Source organism: Jannaschia aquimarina, assembly GCF_000877395.1.
In the GTDB taxonomy this organism is placed as follows: Bacteria; Pseudomonadota; Alphaproteobacteria; order Rhodobacterales; family Rhodobacteraceae; genus Jannaschia; species Jannaschia aquimarina.
In genome coordinates this window covers 37963-62741 of sequence record NZ_JYFE01000051.1, presented here as the reverse complement: position 1 = coordinate 62741, position 24779 = coordinate 37963, and the positions used below count along the sequence as shown (strand labels likewise).

At 65.7% G+C, this 24779-nt stretch carries 27 protein-coding genes; 17 read left to right on the top strand and 10 right to left on the bottom strand.

What is annotated here, in order from left to right; translation table 11 throughout:
• Window positions 1-446 precede the first annotated feature (446 nt).
• Both jaqu_RS14735 and jaqu_RS14730 read left to right on the top strand, forming a co-directional pair.
• The gene (locus tag jaqu_RS14735; protein WP_043919759.1) at window positions 447-1076 is read left to right on the top strand and encodes a precorrin-8X methylmutase; all 630 of its coding nucleotides are present in this window, start codon (window positions 447-449) and stop codon (window positions 1074-1076) included.
• A gap of 377 nt (window positions 1077-1453) precedes the next feature.
• On the top strand, window positions 1454-2656 hold the full coding sequence (locus jaqu_RS14730; RefSeq protein ID WP_043919758.1) for a bifunctional cobalt-precorrin-7 (C(5))-methyltransferase/cobalt-precorrin-6B (C(15))-methyltransferase: 1203 nt from the start codon (window positions 1454-1456) through the stop codon (window positions 2654-2656).
• Between the two features lie 62 nt (window positions 2657-2718).
• Here the strand turns inward: jaqu_RS14730 and jaqu_RS14725 are convergent, their stop codons facing one another.
• Complete coding sequence (locus jaqu_RS14725; RefSeq protein ID WP_043919757.1) at window positions 2719-3159, bottom strand: SgcJ/EcaC family oxidoreductase; 441 nt, start codon at window positions 3157-3159, stop codon at window positions 2719-2721.
• 180 nt (window positions 3160-3339) lie between these two features.
• Here jaqu_RS14725 and jaqu_RS14720 point away from each other — a divergent pair, with 180 nt between their 5' ends.
• Together jaqu_RS14720 and jaqu_RS14715 are read left to right on the top strand one after the other, a co-directional pair.
• Window positions 3340-3696: a hypothetical protein gene (locus tag jaqu_RS14720; protein ID WP_043919765.1), complete on the top strand. Its 357-nt coding sequence runs from the start codon at window positions 3340-3342 to the stop codon at window positions 3694-3696.
• 67 nt (window positions 3697-3763) lie between these two features.
• Complete coding sequence (locus tag jaqu_RS14715) at window positions 3764-4615, top strand: D-amino-acid transaminase (protein WP_043919756.1); 852 nt, start codon at window positions 3764-3766, stop codon at window positions 4613-4615.
• A gap of 14 nt (window positions 4616-4629) precedes the next feature.
• Here jaqu_RS14715 and jaqu_RS14710 read toward each other — a convergent pair whose 3' ends face one another.
• Window positions 4630-4911, bottom strand: a complete 282-nt coding sequence (locus jaqu_RS14710; protein WP_043919755.1) for a hypothetical protein — start codon at window positions 4909-4911, stop codon at window positions 4630-4632.
• A 12-nt stretch (window positions 4912-4923) separates the two neighbouring features.
• Window positions 4924-5214, bottom strand: coding sequence for a hypothetical protein (locus jaqu_RS14705; protein ID WP_043919754.1), 291 nt, complete (start codon window positions 5212-5214; stop codon window positions 4924-4926).
• A 342-nt stretch (window positions 5215-5556) separates the two neighbouring features.
• Between jaqu_RS14705 and jaqu_RS14700 the strand changes: the two genes are divergently transcribed.
• A complete protein-coding gene (locus tag jaqu_RS14700) occupies window positions 5557-6930 on the top strand; it encodes a hypothetical protein (RefSeq protein WP_043919753.1) in 1374 nt (457 codons plus the stop codon).
• A gap of 44 nt (window positions 6931-6974) precedes the next feature.
• Here jaqu_RS14700 and jaqu_RS14695 read toward each other — a convergent pair whose 3' ends face one another.
• Both jaqu_RS14695 and jaqu_RS14690 read right to left on the bottom strand, forming a co-directional pair.
• Window positions 6975-7286: a DUF1244 domain-containing protein gene (locus jaqu_RS14695; RefSeq protein WP_043919752.1), complete on the bottom strand. Its 312-nt coding sequence runs from the start codon at window positions 7284-7286 to the stop codon at window positions 6975-6977.
• A gap of 2 nt (window positions 7287-7288) precedes the next feature.
• Window positions 7289-8032, bottom strand: a complete 744-nt coding sequence (locus jaqu_RS14690; RefSeq protein ID WP_043919751.1) for an N-formylglutamate amidohydrolase — start codon at window positions 8030-8032, stop codon at window positions 7289-7291.
• Between the two features lie 160 nt (window positions 8033-8192).
• Between jaqu_RS14690 and pyk the strand changes: the two genes are divergently transcribed.
• The 8 genes from pyk to jaqu_RS14660 all read left to right on the top strand — a co-directional run bounded on the left by pyk (window position 8193) and on the right by jaqu_RS14660 (window position 13278).
• Window positions 8193-9638, top strand: coding sequence for a pyruvate kinase (gene pyk / locus jaqu_RS14685; protein ID WP_043919750.1), 1446 nt, complete (start codon window positions 8193-8195; stop codon window positions 9636-9638).
• 1 nt (window position 9639) lies between these two features.
• Window positions 9640-9948 carry a hypothetical protein gene (locus jaqu_RS14680; protein ID WP_043919749.1) on the top strand — a complete coding sequence of 103 codons (309 nt, stop codon included), beginning with the start codon at window positions 9640-9642 and terminating at the stop codon, window positions 9946-9948.
• Window positions 9949-10072: 124 nt separating this feature from the next.
• Window positions 10073-10273, top strand: coding sequence for a 50S ribosomal protein L35 (rpmI, locus tag jaqu_RS14675; protein WP_043919748.1), 201 nt, complete (start codon window positions 10073-10075; stop codon window positions 10271-10273).
• 15 nt (window positions 10274-10288) lie between these two features.
• Complete coding sequence (gene rplT, locus jaqu_RS14670; protein ID WP_043919747.1) at window positions 10289-10648, top strand: 50S ribosomal protein L20; 360 nt, start codon at window positions 10289-10291, stop codon at window positions 10646-10648.
• 932 nt (window positions 10649-11580) lie between these two features.
• Window positions 11581-11736: a hypothetical protein gene (locus jaqu_RS22145; protein ID WP_236687868.1), complete on the top strand. Its 156-nt coding sequence runs from the start codon at window positions 11581-11583 to the stop codon at window positions 11734-11736.
• 54 nt (window positions 11737-11790) lie between these two features.
• On the top strand, window positions 11791-12204 hold the full coding sequence (locus tag jaqu_RS22140; protein WP_236687867.1) for a hypothetical protein: 414 nt from the start codon (window positions 11791-11793) through the stop codon (window positions 12202-12204).
• Window positions 12189-12527 (top strand): sterol desaturase family protein, encoded by a 339-nt coding sequence (locus jaqu_RS22135; RefSeq protein ID WP_236687866.1) that lies wholly within the window; start codon window positions 12189-12191, stop codon window positions 12525-12527. The genes jaqu_RS22140 and jaqu_RS22135 overlap by 16 nt, the downstream gene beginning before the upstream one ends.
• An 85-nt stretch (window positions 12528-12612) precedes the next feature.
• Window positions 12613-13278 carry an SGNH/GDSL hydrolase family protein gene (locus jaqu_RS14660; RefSeq protein WP_043919746.1) on the top strand — a complete coding sequence of 222 codons (666 nt, stop codon included), beginning with the start codon at window positions 12613-12615 and terminating at the stop codon, window positions 13276-13278.
• Between the two features lie 22 nt (window positions 13279-13300).
• Here the strand turns inward: jaqu_RS14660 and jaqu_RS14655 are convergent, their stop codons facing one another.
• Window positions 13301-14458 (bottom strand): serine hydrolase domain-containing protein, encoded by a 1158-nt coding sequence (locus jaqu_RS14655; RefSeq protein ID WP_161793878.1) that lies wholly within the window; start codon window positions 14456-14458, stop codon window positions 13301-13303.
• Between the two features lie 113 nt (window positions 14459-14571).
• Between jaqu_RS14655 and pheS the strand changes: the two genes are divergently transcribed.
• The 4 genes from pheS (at window position 14572) to jaqu_RS14635 (ending at window position 20222) form a co-directional block, all read left to right on the top strand.
• The gene (pheS, locus tag jaqu_RS14650; protein ID WP_043919744.1) at window positions 14572-15636 is read left to right on the top strand and encodes a phenylalanine--tRNA ligase subunit alpha; all 1065 of its coding nucleotides are present in this window, start codon (window positions 14572-14574) and stop codon (window positions 15634-15636) included.
• 67 nt (window positions 15637-15703) lie between these two features.
• Window positions 15704-16411 carry a methyl-accepting chemotaxis protein gene (locus tag jaqu_RS22315; protein ID WP_043919743.1) on the top strand — a complete coding sequence of 236 codons (708 nt, stop codon included), beginning with the start codon at window positions 15704-15706 and terminating at the stop codon, window positions 16409-16411.
• Between the two features lie 195 nt (window positions 16412-16606).
• A complete protein-coding gene (gene pheT, locus jaqu_RS14640; protein ID WP_043919742.1) occupies window positions 16607-19009 on the top strand; it encodes a phenylalanine--tRNA ligase subunit beta in 2403 nt (800 codons plus the stop codon).
• 64 nt (window positions 19010-19073) lie between these two features.
• Window positions 19074-20222, top strand: coding sequence for a hypothetical protein (locus jaqu_RS14635; RefSeq protein WP_043919741.1), 1149 nt, complete (start codon window positions 19074-19076; stop codon window positions 20220-20222).
• 15 nt (window positions 20223-20237) lie between these two features.
• Here jaqu_RS14635 and jaqu_RS14630 read toward each other — a convergent pair whose 3' ends face one another.
• The 4 genes from jaqu_RS14630 to jaqu_RS14615 all read right to left on the bottom strand — a co-directional run bounded on the left by jaqu_RS14630 (window position 20238) and on the right by jaqu_RS14615 (window position 24730).
• Window positions 20238-21446: a phenylacetate--CoA ligase family protein gene (locus jaqu_RS14630; RefSeq protein ID WP_043919740.1), complete on the bottom strand. Its 1209-nt coding sequence runs from the start codon at window positions 21444-21446 to the stop codon at window positions 20238-20240.
• Window positions 21424-22434: a phosphatase domain-containing protein gene (locus jaqu_RS14625; RefSeq protein ID WP_043919739.1), complete on the bottom strand. Its 1011-nt coding sequence runs from the start codon at window positions 22432-22434 to the stop codon at window positions 21424-21426. The genes jaqu_RS14630 and jaqu_RS14625 overlap by 23 nt, the downstream gene beginning before the upstream one ends.
• A gap of 78 nt (window positions 22435-22512) precedes the next feature.
• On the bottom strand, window positions 22513-23364 hold the full coding sequence (locus tag jaqu_RS14620) for an ABC transporter ATP-binding protein (protein WP_043919738.1): 852 nt from the start codon (window positions 23362-23364) through the stop codon (window positions 22513-22515).
• Between the two features lie 79 nt (window positions 23365-23443).
• Entirely contained in the window at window positions 23444-24730 is a 1287-nt protein-coding gene (locus jaqu_RS14615; protein ID WP_043919737.1) for an ABC transporter substrate-binding protein, read from the bottom strand.
• Window positions 24731-24779: the final 49 nt, after the last annotated feature.

The window sequence follows — 24779 nt, the reverse complement described above, 5'->3', positions numbered from 1 at the left end:
CGCCCGCCCCCGTTGCGCCGCCACCGCCCCGCCGCTACGCCTGTGTTGAGGATGCCCGGCGACGGGCCGGATTGGCGGACCGGACGGACCGACGCGGCCCTGCGCGCGGGATACTTTCGGAGGGGCCGCCGCGCGACCCGGGGGCCGATATGCAGACTACGGATCACGAGACAGACCCAGACGCGCGCTCAGGGGAGGGGGCTCGTTTCGTCGCCTGCCCGGCCTTCCGGTCCGCAGCACTCGCATCCGCGCTTGCTACGCTGCCAAGCCGTCCGCCGCTCGGGCGGCGGCTTCGGGTCGCCCGCATCGCCACCGGTCCCGGCCGCCTGCACGGGAGCGACCACCGGCTCCCCTTCCGGCGCCACACCGCATCGGACAATGGGGCCGACCGGATTGCGGACCTCGATTTTTGTACATGCCCGCTCCGCCCCCGAAAGGCGCCCTGAATGCGGCCGTATGACCGCGACCCCGCCGCGATCTTGGCGGCCAGCCTGGCCCTCGTTCGGGCCGAGGCAAACCTCGCCCGCTTTCCCCCGGACATCGCCGAGATCGCGGTACGCGTGATCCAGGCCTGCGGCATGGTGGAGGTCGCCGACCGCCTCGCCTTTTCGCCCGATGTGTCGGCCCGCGCCGTGGACGCTCTGCGCACCGGCGCCCCGGTCTATGCCGACAGTCCGACGGTCGCCTCCGGCATCGCCCGCAACCTGCTGCCCGAAGGCGCACGGGTTCTCTGTGTCGCCGCCGACCCGTCCGTGGCGGCCCGCGCCGCAAAGGCGGCGATCACGCCATCCGCGGCAGCCGTCGATCTCTGGGACACGGGCGGCGCGATCTGCGCCATCGGCGAAGATCCGACCGCCCTCTTCCGCCTGATGGAGCGGATCGACGAGGGCGCGCCGCCCCCCGCCGCCATCCTCGCCTTCCCGGTGGGTTTCGTGGGCGCCGCCGAGGCCAAGGCCGAACTGGCCGAGCGCCCACGCGCCCCCTTCCTTGCCTTGCGCGGACGAAAGGGCGGCAGCGCCATGGCCAGCGCGGCCGTGAATGCCTTGGCCCTCCTTGCTGCCGGGGGGATGCAATGATGTCCGCTCCCCTCGACCGCCGCCTTCGGGCCGGCGAAAGGTCCCTGGCTTCTTCTCGGCAAAAATACTCCGGGGGTGCGACCGGAGGGAGCGGGGGCAGAGCCCCCTCCGCCCCCTGCCGCCACGCCGACCGGTCCGCCTCCCCGCTGAATGGTCGCTTCTCTCCGCTGCACCGTTTGTGGAGACCGGGGGTGCACGGGGGGACCAGCAGGCTCCCCGGGATCGCTCCGGCGGAGCGATCCGCCTGCGAACGGGCGAAGCCCCGGCCACCACGAGGGTGCCGCGTGTGCAGACGGGGGGTGCACGGGGGGTGCACAGGGGGTGCACAGCGGATTTCCGCCGATCGGGGCAAAGTTTAACGCGTTCTGGGTGTCCGGGTGTCTGACGTCTGGCTCCATATCGTCGGCATCGGAGAGGACGGAATGGCGGGTCTCAGCCCGGCCGCCCGCGCCATCGTCGAGAGCGCCGAAATCATCGTCGGCGGCGACCGCCATGAGCATCTGTCAGATGCCGTGACGGCTCGCCGTCTCTCTTGGCCCGGCCCGTTCGACGCTTTGATAGACCAGTTGAAATCGCTGCGCGGACAAAGGGTTGTCGTCCTCGCGACGGGCGATCCGCTCTGGTTCTCGGTGGGCGCCCGGATCGGCCGGGCCATCCCTCCGGCACAGATCGCCTACCATCCGCAGCTCTCGGCCTTTCAACTCGCCTCGGCCCGAATGGGATGGTCCATGGCGGATCTCGAAACGCTCACGGTCCATGGCCGCCCGGTCGAGCAGATGATCGCCTTCATCCAGCCCGACGCCCGTCTTCTGATCCTGACCACCGGATCCGAAACGCCGGAAAAGATTGCGAGATTTCTGACCGATCGCGGTTTCGGCGACAGCCCGATGACGGTCCTTGCCAACATGGACGGCCCGGACGAAGCGCGCTTCGACGGCATCGCGGCCAGCTGGGATCACACCGTTCCGGCCTTCAACACCCTCGCCGTCGAATGCCGCGCCGCGCCCGATGCGGCGTTGCTGCCAAGGGTTCCGGGCCTCGCCGACGACCTCTTCCGATCCGACGGTACCATGACCAAGCGGGAGGTTCGCGCCGCGACGTTGGCCAAGCTGATGCCCATGCGCGGGGCGCTTCTGTGGGATATCGGAACGGGCTGCGGCTCGGTCGCGATCGAACGGATGCGCGCCGCCCGCTCGGCCCGCGCCATCGGCATAGAGCCCCGCGCTGACCGCCGCGCCATGGCCGCCGAGAACGCGCTGGCCCTCGGCGCGCCCCGCCTCGACCGCAGGGACGGCAAGGTTCCGGAAGCGCTGGAAGATCTCGATCCGCCCGATGCCGTCTTCATCGGTGGCGGCCTGTCAGAAGAAGTGGCCGGAGCCGCCCTGTCCGCCCTTCGCCCTCTTGGCCGGCTGGTCGCGAATGCTGTGACGCTCGAGAGCGAGGCGACGCTTCTGGCGCTCCATGCCCGTCACGGCGGCGACCTCGTGAAGCTCGGCGTCGCCCGTGCAGAGCCGGTGGGCCGCTATCGCGGCTGGCGTCCGTTGATGCCGGTCACGCAGTGGAGCCTGGTCAAGCGCTAGGCGGCGTCGCGTCCGAGTGGCGGGGACGAGGAGATGCGATAAGGACCCGCACCGCAGCCCGCTCACCGGTAATCCTCGGCGCGCAGCCCCCCGCCTTGTGCCACCTGGGTCTCTGTGCCGGGGACCACGTCGGTGTTCTGGGCGGAGATGCAGGTCCAACCGTTCGCTCGGCGTTCCAGGACGAAGGACAGGATCGTCGTGCGGGTCTGGGCCCGCCCCCCATCTGGTGCGCGTTGACCCGATAAAGCCATGCGGGCGTGGATCACGGCGACGCCCCCCAGATCGCGGATCTTGACGCGACCGGCGGCCAGTCGCGTTTCTGCGAAGAAGCTGGTCAGGGCGTAGGAGTGGGCCCGCTCGATGGCGTTCCGATCCTCCCACCAGATACCGACGACATTCACGAAGTCCGCGTCTTCGGCGAAGAGCGCGGCCAGTGCGCGCCCGTCCCGCACCATCCAGGCGGAAGTGAAAGCGGGGACGAATGCATCCGGCGACGGAACCATGGGCGAAAGGTAGGTGGGACAACGGGGATTTCATAGGGTCCGCCCCCGCCCCGCCACAGAGCCGGCGTCTTCCGTGAACAAATGAAAAGGACTCGGGGAACCGGTCATGAAGCGGTAACGTTCCGGTTGCATGGTGCCCCCGAATCGCCAGGGGCGGCTGCCTCCATGCCGGGTATTTTCATGACTGAAGCTGCTTACATCTCTCCCGAAATCCGCATGGGGCTGGAGGCTGCCAGAAAAGCCGCGCACCGGCATGGGCGGCGCCTGCGCGTGCAGGTCGGCGACATATGGTATCCCATCCGATCCATGGACGACGACGGAATCGAGATCGCGCTGGACGTGGCGCCGAAACTGCGCGGCCATATCGAGATCCACGAGGGGCCACGCGTGATCAGGACCGCCCTCATCGTCGCGGCCGAGGTTCGGGACGATGTGATGCGCTATGCGTTCAAACGCGCGACGGCTCCGCGGAATGAGGCCCCGGTGGATTATGTGCGGCTGTTGCCGGCCTCTGCCGGCCTGATCGAGGTCCAGTGACGCCCGGCGCTTGACCGCGCCGCCCCTGCATCCCAAGACGGCCCCGTATCCTGAAGAGGGCGGGACCATGCGAACAGTCTACGTGAACGGCGACTACCTTCCGGAGAGCGAGGGCCGCGTGTCGATCTTCGACCGGGGTTTTCTGTTCGCGGACGGCGTCTACGAGGTCACGACCGTGCTGGACGGCAAGCTGGTCGATTTCGACGGCCACGCCGCCCGGTTGGAGCGATCACTGCGCGAGTTGGACATGCCGATGCCGATGACGCGCGATGCGCTTCTGGAGGTGCATCATCGGCTGGTCGCTGAAAACGATATCGACGAGGGACTTGTCTATCTGCAGGTGACCCGTGGCGCCGCCGACCGGGATTTCGCCTATCCCGCCGAGGAGACGGAACAGACCGTCGTTCTTTTCACGCAGGCCAAACCCGGTTTGGCGAAGGCGCCGGAGAAGGGTTTGAGCGTCGATCTCCAGCCCGATCTGCGCTGGGGCCGGCGCGACATCAAGACGGTGCAGTTGCTGTATCCGTCGATGGCCAAGATGGCCGCCAAGCGCGCTGGTCACGACGACGCCTGGATGCATGAGCCGGGCGGCACGATCACCGAAGGGACGTCGAACAACGCCTATATCGTCAAAGGCAACACGATCGTGACGCGCCAACTCGGCAACGAGATCCTGCACGGCATCACCCGCGCGGCCGTCCTCAGACTGGCGCGGGAAGCGCAGATGAAGGTCGAGGAACGCGCCTTCACGGTCGAGGAGGCTCAGTCGGCCGACGAGGCCTTCGTCACCTCCGCCTCGACCTTCGTAATGCCGGTGACGTCGATCGGCGGAAAGGCGGTCGGGGACGGCCAGCCTGGCCGGATCGCCGGACGGCTGCGCGAGATTTATCTGGACGAGGCGCGCGCCAAGGCCCTCTAGAGGCGGGTCGGCGCTCAGTAGCTGGGGCGGCCTTCCTCTTCCCACCGTAGGATGGCCTTCACCTCACGGCGCTTCTTCATCCAGCGGTCGTTGAACCCGAAACCCCCGAAAGTCGGCCCCTGCAGGCGCATGTGCAGGGCGGCGATCTGTCGGGTCGAGAGTTGTCGCGCATCCACCCCGTCGAAGCCAAGGCGGTCGAGACGTTGCTGGACCGATGCCACGAGTTGCGAATTCGGCTCCGCCCAGGCGGGACTGACAAGGGCGGTGGCGAGGACGACGAGGATAGTGCGGATCATCTCGGATACTCCCTAAAGGCGGTCGCGGAGTCGGTCGACGCCACGCTGCAAGAGGCCCGGCTCGATGGTCGAGCGAATGAGCTGCCGGATATCGCCTTGGCTGCGTTCGGAATGGATCAGGGAATAGATCTGCATCACCTGATTGTTGCTCAATCGCTCCACGTCCACATCGCCGAAGCCGTAGAACGGGAGCGCGCGCGCCACATTGGCACGGGGCCCGGACAGCGGCTCCTGTGCCAGTTGCGGCGTGGCCGTGCAGGCCAGCAGAAGCCCGGCCAGAATCGGGACGAGAGCGAGGCGCATTGGCATCTCCTTCCCTCCAGACCTAGGGCCGTCTCCGGTAATTTGCGACATGTAAAGTAAGGTTTACCCCAATATCCGGGACTTGGCTAAAAGTTTACGCCGGGGAAGCATTCCGGGACATCTATCATTTAGGGGGCTCGCCATGACTTGCCCGACCTCGAAGACAGCGATGGCCGTCGTTGTGCTGCTCGTTGCCCTTTCCGCACCGGCCGTCGCTCAGCAGGCCCCGGCCGGATCCTGTCTCTTGCCCGACGGCAAGTGGTGCTGGCCCACTGTGCCGGCGACATACGGCGCGGTCTGCGAATGCCAGACATCCGACGGGCCGAGACAGGGAGTGGGGCAATGACAGCGTCCGGCACAAAGGTCTGCGATACGGGCGACGACGCCCTGCACCAACTCGTGAAAGAGGCCGAGTATCTCTGCGATCAGCTTCTTTACGAGGAAGCGGATCAGGAGTTGGAGGATCTCGTCCGCGCGCTCCAACCCTTCCATACGGCGGATCACTCGCCCACGGCGGACGAAATCCTGGCGCTGAAGCTGACCTTCCGAAAGGCGTACGGGAAAGCGCGAACCCTCGTCGACGGCATTACGTTGCGCGAGGTTCTCAAGGGGTGGGCGCCGACGCGCAAGAGCAGCTCGATCGTCACGGGGGCGCTCCTCGCGGTGATCGGCATCGGTCTGATGCTGAGCATATGGGAGTATTCAAGCTGGTCTGCTCGGACAGATCTGTTGCTGGAAGAAGCCGAGGATTTCGTCGAGTTCGAACACGAAAGCGAGCTCATGCGCCTCGTCGAACTGCGCAGCTTCTTCCAGAGCGACGGTGCGCGCGAGGCGTCCTTCCGACTGGATCCGGAACCTCAGCGCATGTTCGTCGATGTTCTGAAGCGTCTCGAGTCACACTACACGCTCGAACGAACGCTTGAGCATAACCTCAACGAGCATCTCCACGATCTCTGGACCTTCAAATCTTGGCTGGCGACGTTCCACCGGCTGGCCTGCCGCACGATCGAGAGCGAAGCTCCGGAGGAGAGCCCCGCAACCGAGATGGTCGCGCGCACCGGCATGATCCTTGCGCCGGAAGGCCGCCTTGCCGGATTGGTAAATTGGGTCGAGACATGCGCCCCCGCGGCAACCGGGCAGCTTGCTTCGCAGCGGAACATTCAGGAGGTCTATGCGGAGATTACCGCGCGTTTCGACGATCTCGCCAATAGCGGAGCCCGGTTCGACGAATATATCGACGTGATGATGGTCTTCCGGGAGTACACGATGTACCAGGCCGGACGGCGGTCGGGCCCGTTTGTCCGTCCGACGACCTATGTCCAAAGCCTCCATCAGATCGCGAACTGGCGCTCGGAACTCCTGCGCCGTCTCGATGATGTGCATCGCTGGTACCTGCCGATCCTCTACGGGATGCTCGGGTCCATCGTCTACGCGATCTGGCGCGTCCTGACGCCGGGCGTCGCTCCGCTGGGTCGTGGCTACACGATCCTCCGGACATGCTTTGCGGGTCTCGCCGCGATGACGCTTTCGATGCTGCTCGTTCCGTCCAACGCGACTGGGCTCCAAGGGGGCACGGGCAGCCCCATCATCTACCTCGTCGCCTTCGTCTTCGGGTACTCGATCGAAGCCTTCGTCCGCACATTGAGCCGGCTCAATGCAAGCGTGTCGCAAGCGATGAGCCCGCGCAGGGACGCCCTCAGGAAGCCAAGGGCCTGATCACGAAGCCACGGACCTGATCACGGCAAGCGGGTCCGGGCGCTTCACCCCTTGCCCACGTTCTCGGCGAAGCTCTTCTCGAAGGCCGCCTTCTGTTCGGACGTCGCCTCTTTCTGGTGCTTGGCGCGCCATTGATCGAAGGGTTCACCGTAGAACCATTCGCGGGCCTCTTCCTTGGACCACTCGATCCCGCGTTCCGCGGCCGCTTCCTGGGACCAGCGGCTGAGGCAGTTCCGGCAGAAGCCGGCGAGATTCATCAGGTCGATATTCTGGGCGTCGGGGCGATCTTCCAGCAGATGCTGGCGCAGGCGGCGGAAGGCGGCGGCCTCGATCTCGGTGCGGGTGGCGTCGTCCATCTCTAGTCTCCGTCTTGCGCGGCGAGCGCTGCCTGAAGGTGAGGGGCCAGACGTTCGGCCCACGCGCGCTGCCCCTCTTCGTCCGAGATGAGGTCGTTGCGCAGTTCGATCAATACGTGAAGCCGCCCCCGGCTGACCGCATGGCGATCAAGCGCATCCCCCGGCAGGTTGCCCGAGTAGGGCTGATTTACACCCACGCACAGATCCGGATCCCCCTGAAGGCTGGCGATCAGCGGGTCTGATAGACGGCGGTCGGACGCGAACAGAACGCCGACCTGCCACGGGCGCGGCGGGCGGTTCCTGAACTGTCGCGTGAAGGAGTGGACCGAACAGATCGCCCCGTCGGGACGCGAGGCCAGCAGGTCGCCGAGTGCCCGATGGTACGGTCTGTGGAACGCGTCGAGGCGGCGCGCGCGCTCGTCCACATCGACGGTCCGGTTGGCGGGGATGATCGTCCCATCATAGAGCCGCATGATCAGCGTCGGGTCGTCCTCGCCCCGGTTCGGGTCGATCACCAGACGGCTGAAGTCAGACAGGATCGCCGGGCTGTCCAACAATCTCGCCAGGTGCCGGGTCACGCCGGCGGCACCCACGTCCCACGCGATGTGCCGCGCCATCTCGGAGGCGGGCAGGCCCAGATCGCCGCCGTTCACCGAAGGAGGCACGCGATTGGTCGCGTGGTCGCAGGTCAAGATCCAGCCGCCCGGGGCGTCGGGTTCGATCAAATGAAATGAGGGTCCGTCCATCGACCCACCGGTTAGCGCGGTCCGCAGTCAGTGGAAAGCACGCGCGACCATCATCGTCCCGCACGAACCACCGACTGCGTCTTTGCCGACGGGGCGGCTTGCCTCGCATCCCCTATGAGGGCACAAGCGCGCGGACCGATAGCGCAAACGGGAACGCCTCATGAGACGCCACCGCAACGTGAAGATCGTCGCCACTCTTGGCCCGGCCTCAGACGATTACGACGTCGTCCGCAAGTTGTTCGAGGCGGGCGCCGATGTCTTTCGGCTCAACATGTCCCACGGGGGGCACGACGAAATCCGCGCGCGTCACAACATCATCCGCGACATCGAACGCGATACCGGCCGGCCGATCGCGATCCTGGCCGACTTGCAGGGGCCCAAGCTGCGCTGCGGAACCTTCGAGGACGATTTCGCCGAGATCGAGGACGGGCAGAAGTTCCGGTTCGACCTGGACGACGCGCCGGGCGACGAGACACGGGTCCAACTTCCCCACAAGGAGATCTTCGAGGCGCTCGAGGCGGGCGCGACGCTACTGGTGAACGACGGCAAGCTGCGGCTGCGGGTCGATGCCTGCGGGCCGGACTTCGCGGATTGCACGGTGATCACCGGCGGCACGATCTCGAACCGCAAGGGCGTGAATGTGCCGGACGTGGTGCTGCCCGTCGCGGCGCTCTCCGAAAAGGACCGCAAGGACCTGGAGTTCGTGTGCGAGCTGGGCGTCGACTGGCTGGCGCTCAGCTTCGTGCAGCGCCCCTCGGATGTCGAAGAGGCGCGAGAGCTGGCGCGTGGACGGGCCGCGATCCTCTCGAAGATCGAGAAGCCTGCGGCGGTGGATGCCTTCGACGCGATCCTCGCCGTCTCCGACGGGATCATGGTGGCGCGCGGCGATCTGGGTGTGGAATGCCCTGTGCAGGCCGTCCCACCGATCCAGAAGCGCCTGACCCGCAAGTGCCGCGCCGCCGCCAAGCCGGTCATCGTCGCGACGCAGATGCTGGAGTCGATGATCGAGAGCCCGATGCCCACCCGGGCCGAAGTCTCGGACGTCGCGACCGCCATCTACGAGGGCGCGGATGCGGTCATGCTGTCGGCCGAGTCGGCGGCGGGTCAATATCCGATCGAGGCGGTTCAGACGATGAACGCCGTGGCCGAACAGGTCGAGGGCGACACCACCTACCGCGAGATCATCGAAGCGAGCCGTCATGCCGAGCGCTCCACCACGGCGGACGGCATCGTCGCCGCCGCCCGCGAGATCGCCGAGACGGCAGACATCAAGGCGATCTGTGTTTTCTCGCATTCTGGCTCGACCGCGTTGAAAGTCAGCCGCGAACGCCCGCGCGTTCCGATCATAACCCTGACCCCGGTCACCGAGACCGCCCGTCGCATCGTCTTGTCCTGGGGCGTCCATTCGGTGCTGACCCAGCCGGTCGAGCGGTTCAAGTTCGCCGTCGTGTCCGCCGTCCGCGCCGCCAAGGCGTCGGGCTTTGCCGGGTCGGAGGATCAGGTCGTCGTCACGGCGGGGATCCCGTTCAACGTGGCGGGTTCCACCAACATCCTGCGGGTCGCGCCCTGCGACGAACGGTTGATCTTCGGCGCCGAGGGCGACTGACTTGGAGACGGCCGCTGCCGTCTGGGCCCGGATCGGGGCCTGGTGGGCGGCGCTGCCGGAGCTCCCCGATTTCGCCCTGCCGCCGGTTCCCGATCTTGCCTTGATCGTCGTGCTGGCGACGGTGGTGGGCGGGCTCGGCTTCGCGGCGCTGGCATCCGGTTGGGCGGAGGGACGGGTCTCGAAGTCGGGCCTTTTCGCCACGTTCGTCGGCGCCGGAATGGCCTTTTGGGTCTGGGAGGCGGAACGCAGCCTGACCTGGCGGATCGTGCCGGTCGCCTTCATCGAGATGATTGCGCGCGCGACGCGCTGATGGGCTGACGCCCCTCCCGTCGTCATCCGCTTGCCAAGGCGTGCGCGGGCCGCTATTGGGCGCGCTCGAACAGCCGCGACCTGGGCGATTGGGATGCCTGAGGTCGCGTGAAAGGAGACATGAAATGCCCAAGATGAAGACGAAGTCGTCTGCCAAGAAGCGGTTCAAGGTGACCGCCTCCGGGAAGGTCCTCGCCGGTCAGGCCGGCAAGCGCCACGGCATGATCAAGCGCACGAACAAGTTCATCCGCGATGCCCGCGGCATGACCACCCTGTCCAAGCCCGACGCCAAGATCGTCAAGGGCTTCATGCCCTACGACCGCTGATCAGGAGGATATGACATGAGCCGCGTTACCTCCGGGAAGGTCACCCATCGCCGTCACAAGAAGGTTCTGGATCAGGCCAAGGGCTATTACGGCCGCCGGTCCCGCGCCTTCCGTACCGCCACGCAGGCGGTGGACAAGGCCAACCAGTACGCCACCCGCGACCGCAAGAACCGCAAGCGCCAGTTCCGCTCGCTCTGGATCCAGCGCATCAACGCCGCCGTGCGCGCCCACGACGCCGAGATGACCTATTCGCGCTTCATCAACCTGCTCGCGAAGGCCGGTATCGAGGTGGACCGTAAGGTCCTCGCCGACCTCGCCGTGCACGAGCCGGAAGCGTTCGGCGCCATCGTCGAGCAGGCCAAGGCTGCCGCCTGAGCGTCTTTCGTTGCCAAGTCAGGGGCCGTCCCGACTGGGGCGGCCCTTTTTTCGTCTCGCGGGATTACGTCGGAGCGTTCGGCTATCCGGACGGGTGCTGGCCGGTAGACGGCTCTGCGGGACGAAGCGGACCTTTGTGACGATGTTGCCAATGGTCGCTATGCCGAATGTGGAGGATGCCTCCATGCCAAATACAATCCGAAGACTAATACGAATACATGAGGTAAGGCGACGTTGGGCATGTACAACATTGCGACCCAGTCAAGCCAATGATGAGCAAGGTTCCAATCGGATACGATTCCTAGGCTATGCTCCAACATTTCCGAACAATTTTTGATGCCCTCAAGGATTTTTAGGCGGCCCAAAAATGCTGTTTGGTAGCTTTTCCACAATGCGTCTATAACCCAAAATGGTATTGCGGACAGTGCTGCGGCGACGATTGCAACTCGACCAAATCGGCCAGCTTTTTCAATATACGCAGCTATGATCGCTGCAAGACCGACCGTCACCGACCAGCTCTTGAGAGTGAGAGACTGTTGATTGAAGCTCTCGTATGTCAAATAGAGGAGTTCGTACTCGTTCCAAACAAAGTCACAGATCATATGCAGGCTCCCGCCACCGTGGACATCAGCCAGAACATTAGGCGCTAATCCTACTAAAGAAAACGTCAATCTTCTATGCGCGAACAGCTACTTAAAAAAACCGCCCACGTACCATTGAGTATCTTCGGGAAGATCTGAAATGGACATTAGCTCAAGACGCGGCATCACTCAAAATGGGCTCGAAGCTGCCGCCCTCTCCCGTCCCTCTCCTGCCGCTCTCGTCCCCCGTGCGTCCCAGATGCAACGCACCTCGAATGCGTTTCCGTGGCGCCTTCGCGGCTCCCGCATTCCAAGGCACTCTCGCGCCGCTAGAGACGACGGAGCGACGTCATGTCCTTCTTGCGCGCCCTGATGACCCAGCTTGAGACCCCGCGCGAGGCGCGGCCCTTCGGAAGTGGGTGGCTTTCGGGCAGCCTGGCCCTCCTTGCCGCCCTCGCTGGCTTGCTCCTGGTGGTGATCCGGTGGTTACCGGAGACCTTCAGCTAGGCCGAGATCGCCGTTCTGCACGATGGCGGGCTGACCCTTCTGGCGCTGCGTGTCGTGCTGCTCTCGGCCTACGCACTGTCGCTTGTTTCGCTGATCCTGAGCCGCCAGCGGACGCTGGCCTGGACGGCGCTGGGCGTCTCGGTCGTCGCATCGCTGATGGCAACCGACGAGCCGCAAGGTGGCACGGCGGTGCCGTTCTATTTCGGCCTCGATTACTTCGTCCTGAACGTCCTCGTGGTCGGCTTCCTCTTCGTGCCGCTCGAACGTGTGTTCCCGGCCCGTGGCGACCAGACGGTCTTCCGGGCCGAATGGCAGGAGGACAGGTTCTACTACCTCGTCAGTTCAATGATGGTGCAGGTCTTCAACTTCGTCACGCTTGCCCCGTCGAACTGGGTGAACGCCAACGTGACCCTGGACAGCATCCGAGACACTATGGGGGGCTGCCGTTCTGGGTGCAGGTCGTCCTGATCATGCTGGCGACCGACTTCGTGCAATACTGGGTCCACCGCGCGTTCCACACCTTTCCTTTCCTGTGGAACTTCCACGCGATCCACCATTGGCATCACGGATCCGAGCGGGAGGCCATCGACATCAACTATGCCTCGCATTTCCCGATCTACGACTGGTTCTTCGGGACGCATCACCTCGCGGATAAGAGATGGCCCGAAACCTACGGCGTCGTCGGTGACACGGTTCCGCGCGGCTACTGGCGGCAATTCCTCTATCCCTTCTCCGCCCGCTGGCGGAAGACCCGCGCCCCACAAGCTCATTTGACCGAGCCGGCGGAATAGACTGCGTCGCGAAACCTCCTAGATCAGGCTTTCCGACCGTGCACTCTCGGGCGGCGGACCGTTCGTATCCACAGAGGGGATCTTCATGCGCCTGCTCGTCATCCTTCTGGCGCTTGCCGCCTGCTCGGCCTCCGGTCCGGCGCGGGAAGACGGAATGCTCGCCATCGGCGACAGTATCCTCGCCTGGAACGGGGATAACGGGATCCCGGACGTAGCTGCGGCCCGACTGGGATTGCCGCTTCGGGACGCAACGGTTTCCGGCGCGCGGCTGATCGAGGATCGGCCGTCCCGAACGGCGATCGGCCTCGACATCCAGCGCCAATGGGAGGCGAATGCCGGGCGATGGGCATGGGTCATCCTCGACGGCGGCGGGAACGACCTGCGGCCGGTCTGCCGCGAGGATGCGGCGATCCCGGCACGCGACCAGTTGATCGGACCCGATCTGACGGGCGTGATCCCGGACCTCATCGCACGGATCCGGGACACCGGCAGCCGGGCCGTCTTCGTCGGCTATTACGATGGCGCAGAGGCGAGCCCGACCGGGTTCACCCCGTGCCAGCCGCATTTCACGGTCATGAACGAGCGTCTCTCGCGCCTCGCCGCGCGTGATCCGGGGCTGATCTTTCTCGATGCGGGCAACGTGATCGATCCAGCCCGGACAGATCTTTACGACCGGGATCTGACGCATCCGTCTCCCGAGGGCAGCCGATTGATCGGAGAGGCGCTCGCCGCGCGCATCGCCGGGCAGTAGGGGTCCCGTCCCGTATGCCCGTCTAGGCTGCGGCAGCCTCTCTGTCGGCGTAGAGTGCGCGCTCGACCGCGTCGTACAAGTCCATGTAGCGTGGCTCCACGAAGGGCAGTGTCTGCGTCATGATCACCGCCGCCAGATCCGCCGTCCGGTCGCAGAACCAATGGGTGTTCAGGACCCCCGCCCAGGATAGCGTCCCAGCCCGCCGTTTGCCGTCGATATCCGACCGATTCAGCAGGCCCGCGAACCCATGACCTGCCGCACCCGGAAACGGGTCGAAGCTGTCGGTGATCGGGGGGGCGACCGTCTCCATGCGTTCGAAGGCGTGCCCTTCCATCTGGTCCGCAAAGAGCTGATCCACCGCCTCTTCGGACAGGATACGCGCGCCATCCAACTCGCCTCCGCGCAGCATCATACGCAACAGGCGCATGTAGTCGGGCGCCGTCGAGTACAGGCAATGCCCCATGCCATAGACCTCAGGCCCCGGAGGCGGGGCCAGATCGAAGGGACCGAAAGCGCCGTCCTCGCCTCGAATGCGGACGTCGGCGAGCCGGTCCTCCATGCCATCGGGCTCGAAGGCGGTGTCCGACATGCCAAGCGGCGCAAAGATCTCCTCTCGGCAAAAGGCGTCGATGCGGCGGCCGTCCACCGCTTCGACCAACAGGCCCAGCCAGTCGATCGACGGTCCATAGCCCCAGCGCTCGCCCGGATCGAACATGAGCGGATAGTTCATTGCCGCGCGCGTGCCTGCCAGGATCGACGGCGTCTCCGTGGCCTCGAGGTAGCGGGCCATTTCGCCATTCCAGAACTCGTATTCGAGACCCGACCGGTGCGTTGCCAGGTGCCTCACCGTCGCGGCCGTCCGGGGCGCACGCAGGCGCGGCGTATCCCCGTCCCAGCCATCCAGCACCTGTAATGTGTCCCAGTCCGGCAGGATCGAGGCGACCTCTGTGTCCATTGACAGTTTGCCACGGTCGATCAGCATCATCGCGGCCAGCGATCCGACCAGCTTTGTCATCGAAAAGATGCGGAACGCCGTATCCTCGTCGGCGGGTCGCCCTTCGGCCGCATCGCCGGCATGGGCCGACGCGAGGATCCCATCGCCGTTTGCCGCCACGATGACGGTGAAGGGCACGGCCGCGTCGGCCACGGCACGATCCGCGATCTCCTGAAGTCCGGTCATGTTCATTCCTCCCTGCCTGGAGCGTCGGGGCCGCGCCCTGCATGTGTCAAGCGTTCCTGTTGCGCGCCTCGTCGTGCCGCGATACCCCGCCCCGGCAACAGCCGGAGGGCCGGATGGACGATCTGCGCGAAAAGTACCTTGGCCGTATCAAGGAGGCTGGTGACGAGGCGGGCCTCGAGGCTGTCCGACTGGAGGCGGTGGGCAAGAAAGGCGAGGTCGCGCTCCTGATGCGGGGGTTGGGGAAGATGACGCCCGAGGAGCGTCAGGTCGAAGGCCCCCGGCTGAACGCGCTGAAGGACGAGATCAACGCAGCGATCGCTGCCCGCAAGGCCAGCCTGGAAGACGCCGCACTCGAAGCGCGTCTGGCCGAGGAATGGTTGGACGTCACGCTGCCCACACGGCCGCGGCGTCAAGGCACGATCCATCCGGTGAGCCAGGTGACGGAAGAGGTGACGGCGATCTTTGCCGATATGGGTTTCAGCGTCGCCGAAGGCCCGCAGATCGAGACCGACTGGTACAATTTCGACGCGCTCAACATTCCGGGCCACCATCCCGCGCGCGCGGAGATGGACACCTTCTACATGGCGCGTGCCGAGGGCGACGACCGGCCGCCCCATGTCCTGCGGACCCATACCTCGCCGGTGCAGATCCGCGCGATGGAAGAGCGGGGCGCTCCGCTCCGCGTCATCTGTCCGGGTCGCGTCTACCGTGCCGACTACGATCAGACGCACACCCCCATGTTCCACCAGGTCGAAGGCATGGCCATCGACCGCGTCATCTCGATGGCCAACCTGAAATGGTGTCTGGAAGAGTTCTGCCGCGCCTTCTTCGAGGTCGACGGGATCGAGCTGCGCTTTCGCGCTTCGCATTTCCCCTTCACCGAGCCGTCCGCCGAGGTGGACATCCGCTGCTCCTGGGAGGGGGGGACCCTAAGGCTGGGCGAGGGTGACGACTGGCTGGAGATCCTCGGTTCGGGCATGATGCATCCCAAGGTCCTTAAAGCTGGCGGGATCGACCCCTCGCAATGGCAGGGTTTCGCGTTCGGCATGGGCATCGACCGGATCGCGATGCTGAAATACGGCATTCCGGACCTGCGCGCCTTCTTCGATAGCGACCTGCGCTGGCTCAGGCACTACGGTTTCGGCGCGCTACAGGCCCCGACACGTCACGCCGGTTGACGGCTTAACGGCTTGGAAACGCGATTTGGGTAGTCGGGCGAGGTGATCTCCGTCCGGGTGACTGCCGATGTACAGAAAATTCATTCAGGACCTCGCAACGCCGCGTGACCTCAGCGCGTCGCTCGATCCGGTCTCGATGATGGGGCGGTGCCGCGGCGACTCGGTCACGATCGGCGCGATGGCATTGATCGTCGCGACCCAGCCGGACGGGGACGCCGCCGAAGAGGCGCTAAAGGAAATCGAACGCTGTGTCGCCTCGTTCGAGGTGTTGGCACAGAAGACCCTGATCGGCGCTCTCAAGACAAGGCTGTCCACATGTGAGCCCGATGCGTTCCGGACCGTGATCGCCTTCGCCGACGATCTGTCGAACGGGTCGGCGGACCGGGCATCGAAGTCTGCGCCAAGTGCCATCGCTTTGATCCGTAAGACCCGGTTCGCGGTCCTGCCTGCGATCTACAAGCTCATGAACCAGGTCCTGATCGACGAAGCGGCGGGCCGCGCCGAGAAGGTGGCCGAGTTGCGGGGCAGGGCGGAAATGCTCGACCGCACCTTCACTGAGATGGAGCGGATCGGTCGCATGATCAAACTGATCTCGCTGAATGCCTCCGTCGAAGCCGCGCGGGCCGGTGGCGATACCGGCCGGGCCTTCATGGTGATCGCCGACGAGGTCCGGCGTCTCGCCATGCGGTCGGCAGAGCTTATAGGCTCGACGAAGAAAGCGCTTGAGACCGAGGAGGACGCGCAATCCCCCGAGGACATCAGGCAAGCCGGATAGGCGCGCGTTGACCCGGCCGACTGCGGGATTTCAGAGCAGACGTTCTGGTAACTCCAAAGACCTGGGCCGTCCTCGTCGCCATGCCCTCACCGTGAACCGACCCTTGCGCGAACGCGGGTGATCCAGCGCCTTTCCCCTGCCAGTCATCCACGCTATCCCCCGCCCGCACCGACCAAGCGGCGCGGAGACCGTTCGATGAAGTTCACCCTGTCCTGGCTGAAGCGCCATCTCGAAACCGAGGCATCGGTCGATGAGATCGTCGAGACGCTGACCGACCTGGGTCTCGAAGTCGAAGACGTGGAGGATCGCGCCGCCCGTCTCGCCGACTTCACGATCGGCAAGGTGCTGGAAGCGGAAAAGCACCCGGATGCCGACCGACTGAAGGTCTGCAAGGTCGAGACGGACGACGGGGTCACCCAGATCATCTGCGGCGCGCCCAACGCCCGAGCCGGAATCACCGTCGTCGTCGCCAAGCCGGGCACCTACGTCCCCGGCATCGACACCACGATCCAGGTCGGCAAGATCCGCGGCATCGAAAGCCATGGCATGATGGCCTCCGAGCGCGAGATGGAGCTGTCGGACGAGCACGACGGCATCATTGAACTGCAATCCGGGGAAGTGGGCCAGCGCTTCGTCGACTGGCTGGCACAGAACGATCCCGCAAAGGTCGACCCGGTCATCGAGATCGCCATCACCCCGAACCGGGGCGACGCGTTGGGTGTTCGCGGGATTGCCCGCGACCTTGCAGCCCGTGGTCTCGGCAGGCTTCGTCCGCTCGATACGCCCAAAATCGAAGGCCGTTTTGACAGCCCCGTCGCGGTCACCATCGACGACGACACTCGGGACGGCTGCCCCGTCTTCTGTCTGCGCATGATCCGCGGTGTGAAGAATGGCCCGTCGCCGGACTGGCTTCAGGCCCAGCTTCGCGCGATCGGCCTGCGCCCGATCAGCTTTCTCGTCGACGTGACCAACTGGTTCACGCACGACCTGAACCGGCCGCTCCATGTCTTCGATGCAGATGTCGTGGCGGGGCATCTGCGCGTTCACCGCGCGGCAGGCGGCGAGACGATCACCGCGCTGGACGAGAAGGCCTACAGCCTGCCCGGCGGCGCGATCGCCATCTCGGATGCGAACGGCGTCGAAAGCATTGCCGGCATCATGGGGGGCGCCCATTCGGGAGTCACGGAGCAGACGGTCAACGTCCTGGTGGAAAGCGCCTACTGGGACCCGGTCCAGATCGCGACGACGGGCCGCGCGCTCAAGATCAATTCCGATGCCCGGTATCGGTTCGAACGCGGCGTCGATCCGGCCTTCACGCCGAACGGGCTGGACCACGCGGTGCGCATGATCCTCGACCATGCGGGTGGCGAACCGTCGCACATGGTGGTCGCTGGCGCAGTACCGGAGACCGCTCGCAGCTACGAATTGAACACCGATCGCGTCGAAAGCCTCGTCGGAATGTCCATTCCGGCTGACGAGCAACGCGCGACCCTGACCGCGCTGGGCTTCGAGGTCAGCGGAGAGGCCCCTTCGCTGAGCGCGGCCGTCCCGTCATGGCGCGGCGACGTGCAGGGCGAGGCCGATCTCGTCGAGGAGGTCGCGCGCATCGCGTCCCTGACGAAGTTGCAGGGCAAGCCGATGACGCGTCCGGCACAGGTGCTCCGCCCGGTGCTGACACCGATGCAGATGCGCGAGAGAACGGCACGGCGGACACTCGCCGCGCTCGGCTACGACGAATGTGTGACATACAGCTTCATCGATGCGGCTTCGGCAGCCTTGTTCGCGGACGAGATCGAACCGCTGCGGCTGGAGAACCCCATTTCCAGCGAGATGAGCCATATGCGCCCCGCGCTGTTGCCCGGTCTGTTGCAGGCCGCCGCACGCAATCAGGCTCGGGGTGTCGAGCAGATCGCGCTCTTCGAAGTCGGCGCGGCCTTCCATGGCGGAGAGCCGGGGGAACAGCACCTTCTTGCAACGGGCCTGCTGGTCGGTCCGGGGCCGCGGGATCTGCACGGCACACGGCGGGCGCCGGACGTGTTCGATGCGAAGGCGGATGCCGAAGCGGTGTTGGCCGCGCTCGGCGCCCCGGCAGGGGCGCAGGTCATGCGCGGCGCGGCGGATTGCTGGCATCCTGGCCGGTCCGGACGTATCGGGCTGGGGCCGAAGAAGACGCTCGCCGTCTTCGGAGAGGTGCATCCCCGCATCCTCAGGGCGCTGGATGTCAGGGGGCCAGCTGTGGGATTCACGATCTGGCCAGCGGAAATCCCCTTCCCAAAGGCGGCCGGCACCAATCGTGGTGCGCTGCAAATGTCCGACTTGCAGGCGGTGGAACGAGACTTCGCCTTCGTCCTCGACGCAGGGGTCGAAGCCCAAAAGGTCGTGATGGCGGCCCGGGGGGCGGACAAGACGCTGATCGACGACGTGCGCGTTTTCGACGAGTTCGTGGGCGGCAATCTGGGCGAGGGCCGCAAGAGCATCGCCATCAGCGTGCGCCTTCAGCCGCGCGAAGCGACGCTCACCGACAAGGAGATCGAGGCTGTTGCCGCCAAGGTCGTCGAGAAGGTCACGAAAGCCACAGGTGGAGAGCTTAGGGGCTGATCCCCTTGGGAGATGCAGGCGGCACCCCATATCCTAGGGTCCTGCCAAAAGCATCTCAGGTTTCATGATCCGTCCCCTCCTCCTGTCGCTCTTCGTCGCCGCAACACCTGTTCTTGCCGCTGAGACGCCAGCCACGGCGTCCAAGCTCGTCAGGCAATTGCTCGAAGACCAAGGTGAGATGCGCGATGCGATCCGGGGCATGTCGGATCCGCAGGGCGGCTTCCTGTTCGGAGACGATGAGGAGGATCATCGCGAGGATCTGGAGGCTGCGCTCGACCGGGCCTTGGACCTGATCGCGCCCGACACCCACGATCGCTACGCCGAACGGGTCCGCGAAATAGAGGACGGCCTGCTCGCCGCCGAGAAGACACGCGCGGATCTGCTGTTTCAGCGCCGGATTGCGACGGACGCGGAACTGGGCGTGCTCGACCGGCTGCTGATGCGCGAGACGGCGCGCGGCTCGGCGCAGGACGTAGCGACGCGGCTCAAGCAGGCCGAAGCCGATATCGCGGCGCTCAAATCCGCCCGGAGCCGCACCCTGTCCGCTTTCCGAGAGGATCTGGCCACACTGCACGGCATCGAACTCAGCGAGGCGGAGGCGAGGGCGTTGCTCTACCCCGTGAACGGTGGGGCGACGGTCGAGGCCATGGTGGTCGTCGGCACGCTGATCGAGGTCGAGCGGCAACTGCGCGCGCTTCTGGAGGAGGACCTCTCGCCGGAGGTGATGCAGGACTATTATGGCGTCGTCGCCGTCACCCGCCTGCTCTATTCCCGTATGCTCGTGCGCCATGAAGCGGCCTATGACGAGGTCTGGTTGCCGCGTCTTTCAGCCATCCGGGAGGATGCCCAGGCGCTCCTGTCCGAGACCGAGGGCCGCATCGCCGACGCTCAGGACGAGGGGAACCGGGAGGTCTACGAGGGCAATGCCCAAGTGCAGCGCCGCATTCTGGACGTGGTCGATGCCTACGAGGTGATGCTTCGGGACCGGCGCGACCGCATTGCCGACGCGCTGGCCGCATCTGCCGAGACCAGCGATGCGGCGATCAACACGCTGCGGACCATCGACAGCGCCGCCGGGGTCGCGAGCCTCGTGCGCGAGTCCATGGACAGCTTCGAAGCGATCACGGAGATCGAGGTGCCCGACTTCCTGCGTCTGGACGACGAGGCGATCTTCGAGCAGTTCCTCGACATCTCGCGCCAGCTTTCCGGCTGACGCGCGGCCCCGCGTTCAGCCGTAGTCGCGCCGATCCTCGATCACCAGACCGTCATTGGGGAGGCTGCTGACCCGCTCGATCTTGCCGCGCAGCTTGAGCACCGCGCTCACGCTTTCAGCCCAGGATCCTTCGTGGCCGCCATCGGCCTCGACCTGGACGATCATGACGTCCTGTTCTCCTTCGCGGTCGGCGACGACGCGGGCGCGGCGGATTTCCGGGTGCCGGGCGACCAGGTCGGCCACCTGTTCCGGGCGGACGAACATGCCCTTGATCTTGGTCGTCTGGTCCGCGCGGCCCATCCAGCCCTTGATCCGGGAGTTGGTGCGCCCGCAGGGGGATCGGCCGGACAGGATGGCCGACAGATCGCCGGTGGCGAAGCGGATCAGCGGATAGTCGGGGTTGAGCGACGTGACGACCACCTCGCCCACTTCGCCTTCCGGCACGGGATCGCCAGTGCCCGGACGAACGATTTCCACGATGACGCCCTCGTCGATGATCATCCCTTCCGGCGGGGCCGTGGGATCGCCAGGATTTGGCGCCTCGTAGGCGATGTTTCCAAGATCGGCCGTGGCGTAGGATTGCAGGCAGGTGATACCGCGATCCGCGTATTCCTGACGCAGCGAAGGAAAGAGCGCACCGCCGCCGACAGCGGCCCTGGTGAAGGACAGGCTCTCTCCCATCTCCTCGGCCCGGTCGAGGATCACCTTCAGGTAGTCGGGCGTCCCTGCATAGGCCGTCGAGCCCAGATCGGCGGCGGCGCGGACCTGCAGGTCGGTCTGGCCTGTTCCGGCGGGGATCACGACCGCACCGACGGCGCGCGCGCCGTTCTCGAAGATGTGGCCTGCCGGGGTCAGGTGGTAGCCGAAACAGTTCTGCACGATGTCGCTGGTGCCGATGCCGCAAGCATGCAGGAAGCGGCCCATGCGCCACCAGTCGCGCGACACGCCGCCCGGCTCGTAGATCGGGCCAGGCGACTGGAAGATCTGCGCGACGTTCGAGACCCGGATGCCGCCGAAGGGGCGCTGCGCCGCTTGCCATTCCCCCAGTTGCGACTTGCGCAGGACCGGCAGAGTCGAGAGCTCGGCCAGAGAGCCAAGCGATCCGGGGGCAAGGCAGCTTCCGGGCGCGGCCTCGACCTGGGCCAGTTGCTTCTTGAGCTCTGCAAGCTGCGCGGCCTCACGTTCGTCCTGCGACCGCGTTTCAAGATCGTCGTAATGGCTCATCCGTCCCCCAATGCTCTGCGGCGCCGTCGAAGAATTGTCCGTGCCAGACCGGGATGCCCAAGGCTTCCAGCGCGGCGATCTGATCCGCGTCGTCGCCAGAGACGCCCTCGGCCGGCTCGCGCAGGCCTACGCCGGCGATGCGTCCCGGATGACGGCGCGCGGCTTCCAGGTAGACTGCGCTGTCTTTCTGGCCGGTATCGCCCAGAAGGTAGACAGGCAGTTCAGGAACGGCTGCCAGTATCGTGTCGATGGCCGCGCCCTTGTGGCCCAGATGGCTCTGCCCGACGCCGTCTTCGGTCAGGCCGAGGTCGCGCAGGAACATCGGACCGCGCGGCAGGCCCGACCGCGCGAAAAGCAGGGTCTCCAGGAAGGCGTGCAGGTTCCACGGACTGGACGAGACATAGAAGACCGGTCCGCCTGGGGCGAGACGCTCCATCAGGCGGACGGCGTCGGGATAGACCTTTCGGGTCAGGGCCGACCCGGTGAAGGTCGTCCAGAGGTTCGTCGCGAGGTTGTGCGCGCCCGTCACGATCATCGTGTCGTCCACGTCCGATATCACGATGTGCCGGGCTTCGGCGCCGTAGAGCCGGACCGGGCAATCGGCTTCCGCGGCGGCGTCTCCGGTGCCCGCGATCTTCATCGTCACGTCAGCCCAGGCTCCGTCGGCGGGCTGGGCGGGAACCGTCATCGTGACGTAGCCCTCGGCATCGCTGGTCCCAACGACACCGGCCGCCTCGACCGTCACGCCGGAGACCTCGTCGGTAATGAAGAGGTTGGTCATCTGCCGCAGGTTCGTCCAACGCGACTGCTCGGGAACCGGTTCGGCCCTGCGCAGATGTGACAGGACGCGCGCGCGCAGCACCCAACCGTCCGGCGTCGCATAGCCGATATAGGGGTCGAGGACAGGCGCGCTGTCGTCGCGGTCGCCGATCTTTTCAAGCAGGCCTTCGACGCGCGCGCCGGCGCGCAGGGCAAGGGTCTTCAGCATGGGACCTCCGGAGCTTTCCGGCCCAACGGCCCATCGGGGGTTCCGGTTGCGATCATGGCTTGTGGCGTGCGGCCGCCGTCACGAGAGCCACCGCTTCCGGCGGCGATAGCTGCGGACGTCGCGGAACGACTTCCGGCCTTCTTCGGACATGCCGAGATAGAATTCCTTCACATCCGGGTTCTCGCGCAGGTCTGCCGCGGCCCCGTCCATCACGACGCGTCCGGATTCGAGGATGTAGCCGTAATGGGCGAAGCGCAGCGCGACGTTGGTGTTCTGTTCGGCCAGGAGGAAGGTCACGCCCTGTTCCTCGTTCAGGCGCTTCACGATGTCGAAGATCTGCTCGACCAATTGCGGGGCAAGTCCCATCGACGGCTCGTCCAGCAGGATCGTTTCGGGGCGGGACATCAACGCGCGGCCGATGGCGCACATCTGTTGTTCGCCGCCCGAGGTGTAGCCCGCCTGCGAGCTGCGACGCTCTTTCAGGCGAGGGAAATAGGAATAGACCATCTCCAGGTCGTCCTTGACGGATTTGCCGCCGTCGCGGCGGGTATAGGCGCCGGTCAGCAGGTTTTCCTCGACGGTCAGGTGCTCGAAGCAGTGGCGACCTTCCATGACCTGTATGACGCCGCGGCTGACCAGATCGGCGGGCGTCAGATCCTGGATCCGCTCTCCGTGGTAGAGGATCGACCCCTTGGTGACCTCGCCCCTCTCGCTTCGCAACAGGTTCGAGATCGCCTTCAGCGTCGTGGTCTTGCCCGCCCCGTTCCCGCCCAGCAACGCGGTGATGCCGCCCTTGGGTACGTTCAGGCTGACGCCCTTCAGCACGAGAATGACGTGGTTGTAGATGACCTCGATATTGTTGACGGCCAGCAGAGCCTCTTCGGTCGACGGCTCTTCGGTCGGGTCCGGTTGGGTCGCGGTATCGAGCATCTTGGTCCTCTCGTGCGGTCGGGGCGCGGGGGGTGGGTGCCCGAGGCGGCAGTGCCGCCCCGGCCGGGTCTTGTCGGCCTCAGCTGTCGGCGCAGCCGGGCGTGATGCCGTTCTCTTCGGCGTAAGCCATCGAATCTTCCTGGATCAGCGGATCGATGACTTCGCGGTCAGGCTCGATGAAGCCGGTCAGCGGCTCGAAGCGCTGCTCAGACGCGTTCCACTGCTGCACGAGCCCTTGGCCCGAGCCGCCGTGGTTCTGGCACGAAACGCTGAAGACGGGGCCGATATTCGGGTAACCCAGCTCTTCCATCCGCGCCTCGGTCATCTCCAGAGCGGCCATGCCGTCGCGCATCATCGCGGGCGTGATGTTCGCGGTGCCGTGGATCTCCTGCGCCTTGCGGATGGCCTCGGCCGCGAGCATCGCCGCGTACATGCCGCGGGTATAGAGCACGTTGCCCACGTTCGAGCCGTCGCCCGCCGCGAGACCGGCATCGACCACATGCTCCCGGATCTCGTCGAAGACCGGCGCATCGGGGTTGATGGTGTTCATGTTCAGCGACTTGTAGCCGTTCGCCGCATCGCCCGCGGGCGTCACGTCATGCTCGGCTCCGGCCCACCAGTTGCCGATGAAGTTCTCCATCGGAAAGCGGACGTTCGCGGCTTCCTGGACAGCGACCTGGTTCATCACGCCCCAGCCCCACATCAGCACGTAGTCGGGACGCTCGCGCCGGATCTGCAGCCACTGCGACTTCTGCTCCTGTCCGGGATGGTCCACCGCCAATTGCGTCAGGTCGAAGCCGTGCTTCTCGGCCAGGGCCTCCAGCGTGCGGATCGGCTCCTTGCCGTAGGCGGAGTTGTGGTAGACCAGCGCGATCGTCTTGCCCGACAGATCGCCGCCATTCTCGTCCAGCAGGTAGTTCACCGCCACCGAGGCCGCATCCCAGTAGTTGGCCGGGTAGTTGAAGACGTTGTTGAACACTTCGCCATTGCGCGCCGAGGTCCGGCCATAGCCCATCGTGTGAAGCGGGATGCCGTCGGCGGCCGCCTTCGGGATCAGCTGATAGGTGATGCCGGTGGAAAGCGGCTGGTAGACCAGCGCGCCTTCGCCCTTGGTGCTCTCGTAGCACTCGACGCCCTTTTCTGTGTTGTAGCCCGTCTCGCATTCGACGACGCGGACCATCTCTCCGCCGATGCCGCCGTCACGCTGATTCAGAAGCTCGAAGTAGTCCTGATAGCCGTCTGAGAACGGGATGCCGCCCGCGGCATAGGGGCCGGTGCGGTAGCTCAGGTCCGGGATGACGAGGTCCGCCGCGGCCGGACCCGCGAGCAGGGCCGTCACGGCGAGGGTGGTCAGGGTCTTCTTCATCGGTGGTTCCTCCCTTTGGTTGTCCGATGTGGGGGCCTCCCGCCCCCTG